A 2,338-nucleotide genomic window follows, 5' to 3' on the forward strand; every position below is an offset into this window, starting at 1 on the left:
GACGTCGTCGAGGTTCTCCAGACCGAGCACCGCGCGTTCGATCGCCGTGGCGCGATCGCGGCTGGTGACGCGATCGGCCAAAGCATGGAATTTGGAAACCAATTCGTCGTTGGTGACCGGGTCCCATGGCGCACCGTGCGGCGCGACGACCCGGACCTGATGGACGTCGCCGTCGCGGGTGGTCACGGCGAGGTCGGTGCGGAACCGCTCGGTGAGCGGGGCGTCGGCGAGCGACTCGTCTAAATGCACATCGGTGACGCCGATCAACGACCAGATGTCGTCGGCGTCCAGCCGTGCCGGGGTGAACTGCTCGGGCAGGGCGTTCCCGTCGAGCAGCGCGGCCGCCGTCGCATAGCCGATGTTCATCTGAGCGCCGATGGCGGTCAGTGGCCGCTCGGGCGCCCACCACCCGTGCTTGTACACGGTCTCACCGACCGTGATGTCGATCTTCGAGATATCTGCGCCGACAACAGATTCCCGTAGTTGACGAGCTGCGTCGACAGCTCCGTGCAGGCCGCCCATCACCGCGTAGGACTTGACCATGATGATGGAGGTCTCCCACCGTTCACCCAGTTCGTCGGTCAGCAACGACGCGTCGGGTTCGTGGCCTTCACCGAAAACACTGAGGAATCCGCCGTATTCACGCTCGAAGACCCGTTTGATGCCGGTGTAGTTGGCTGCCGCGAGCCCGGCGGCGTAGAAACCGTTGCGGGCGGCGAAGCCGTGGTGCATGCGCTTGCTCATCGCTTCGTACTGTGCGGCCATCAAACCCGCCGACTGCGTGCCGGCCAGGCCGAGGGCATCCTCCAACTGCGCCGGCGACAACCCGCGCAGTTTGCCCGATGCCATCGCCGCCGAATGGGTGCCGAACACCGGGCCCGAGTGCCAGCCGCGGTCGAGCATCTGCGCGCCGTGCAATGTGTAGCCGACCCGCGGGCCGACCTCGAAGCCGATGATCGCCGCGAGCAGAAAATCCGCGCCGGTGGTGGTCCGCGACTGCGCGGCCGCTGTCGACAGCAGCGCGGGAATGACCAGCGAACAACTGTGTACCGGCGCGATGGGGTGAAAGTCGTCGAGCTCGAAGCCCTGAATGAAGGTCCCGTTGAGCACGGCAGCGGCCGGTCCGCTGGTGGATTTGCCGGTGCCGATCACCGCGGTGTCGCCGCTGTTCTCAAGATCGAGGACGGCGTTGGTGGCTACCCGCGACCAGGGCAATTGCGCGCCGATCAGGCCGCAGCCCACACCGTCGAGGAGCAGGTGTTTGGCGCGTTCGACGACGGTCTGCGGGATGTCGTCGAGGGTCAGGCCGGCGACCCAGGTGGCCAGTCGTCCGGTCGGCCCCTCCGGGTCGGTGGCGGGGTGCTGGTGAACAGCGGTCGCGGTCATCGTCGGTCCTGTAGTCGAAGGGTTGCCGGACTGGCTAGTTGTTATATAGTTATAACAACTTCTGACTTCGACGGCAAGGGCGGTGTGACAGCATTGATGCTCATGCAGGAGACCAGCGGCGGGGTGTCTGCCAGTGCCGGGGTGCCGTTGCATCGCCAGCTCTTCCTAGTGCTGCACGACGAGATTGCCCGCGGCGCTATCGCTCCCGGTGAGGCGTTGCCGACCGAGCAGTCTCTGTGTGATCAGTTCGGGGTGTCCCGGATCACCGTGCGACGAGCGCTGGCCGATCTGGCCGAGCAGGGCTACATCGAACGTCGGCAAGGCGTCGGATCTTTCGTCCGGCAACTCGACCGTTCCGATGAGGCGCCGCTGTCCGGCTCCTACATGGACAATCTGCGGCAGACGCAGTTCCAGACGTCGGTCGACGTGGTCGAACACGACACCCGAATGCCGCCGGCAACGATCGGCGACGCGCTCGGTGGCGTCGCGGAGATCTTGCACATTCTGCGAGTTCGACGCGAACGCAGAACCCGCGAACCGTTGATGATCACCGAAGCCTGGCTGCCGGCCGATCTCGCACAGGTGTTGACCGCGCAGGCGCTTCGACGTGCACCACTCTACGAGTTGCTCTCCGGCGCCGGTGTTGTCGTCGATCGGATGCAGCACGAGATCACCGCCGAGATCGCGGGGCCGCGCAACGCTGGTCTGCTCAACGTCGCGATCGGGTCGGCACTGGTTCGAGTCAACCGGCTGGCATTCGTGGCCGGCGTGCCGCACCACTATGTATCGATCCTGTTGTCGCCCAACCGCAGTCGTGTGTTGATGACCCAGACGGCGGCCGAGTTGGACGCCGGTGACGGATTCGCGATCGCCCACGACGTGCGGCGCCGCCCGAGCTAGGGCAGCGTCGCTTCGTCGATCGCGTCGGCATACGGCGCACAGTCGCCGGCAC

The 2,338-nt window shown here is 65.9% G+C and carries 2 protein-coding genes; one reads left to right on the forward strand and one right to left on the reverse strand.

Annotated features, from left to right (window positions below):
• Positions 1 to 1,386, reverse strand: a 1,386-nt coding sequence (locus WAN02_RS31295) for an MmgE/PrpD family protein (RefSeq protein ID WP_422269248.1), incomplete at its 3' end; no start/stop codon positions are given.
• 102 nt (positions 1,387 to 1,488) lie between these two features.
• Between WAN02_RS31295 and WAN02_RS31300 the strand changes: the two genes are divergently transcribed.
• Complete coding sequence (locus WAN02_RS31300) at positions 1,489 to 2,286, forward strand: GntR family transcriptional regulator (RefSeq protein WP_422269249.1); 798 nt, start codon at positions 1,489 to 1,491, stop codon at positions 2,284 to 2,286.
• The last annotated feature ends 52 nt before the right edge of the window (positions 2,287 to 2,338 follow it).

Source organism: Mycobacterium sp. (assembly GCF_049281135.1).
GTDB lineage: Bacteria > Actinomycetota > Actinomycetes > Mycobacteriales > Mycobacteriaceae > Mycobacterium.

Excerpts from the sequence above, each read along its gene's own strand:
- WAN02_RS31300 (WP_422269249.1), top strand. The coding sequence starts at position 1,489 with ATGCAGGAGACCAGCGGCGGGGTGTCTGCCAGTGCCGGGGTGCCGTTG.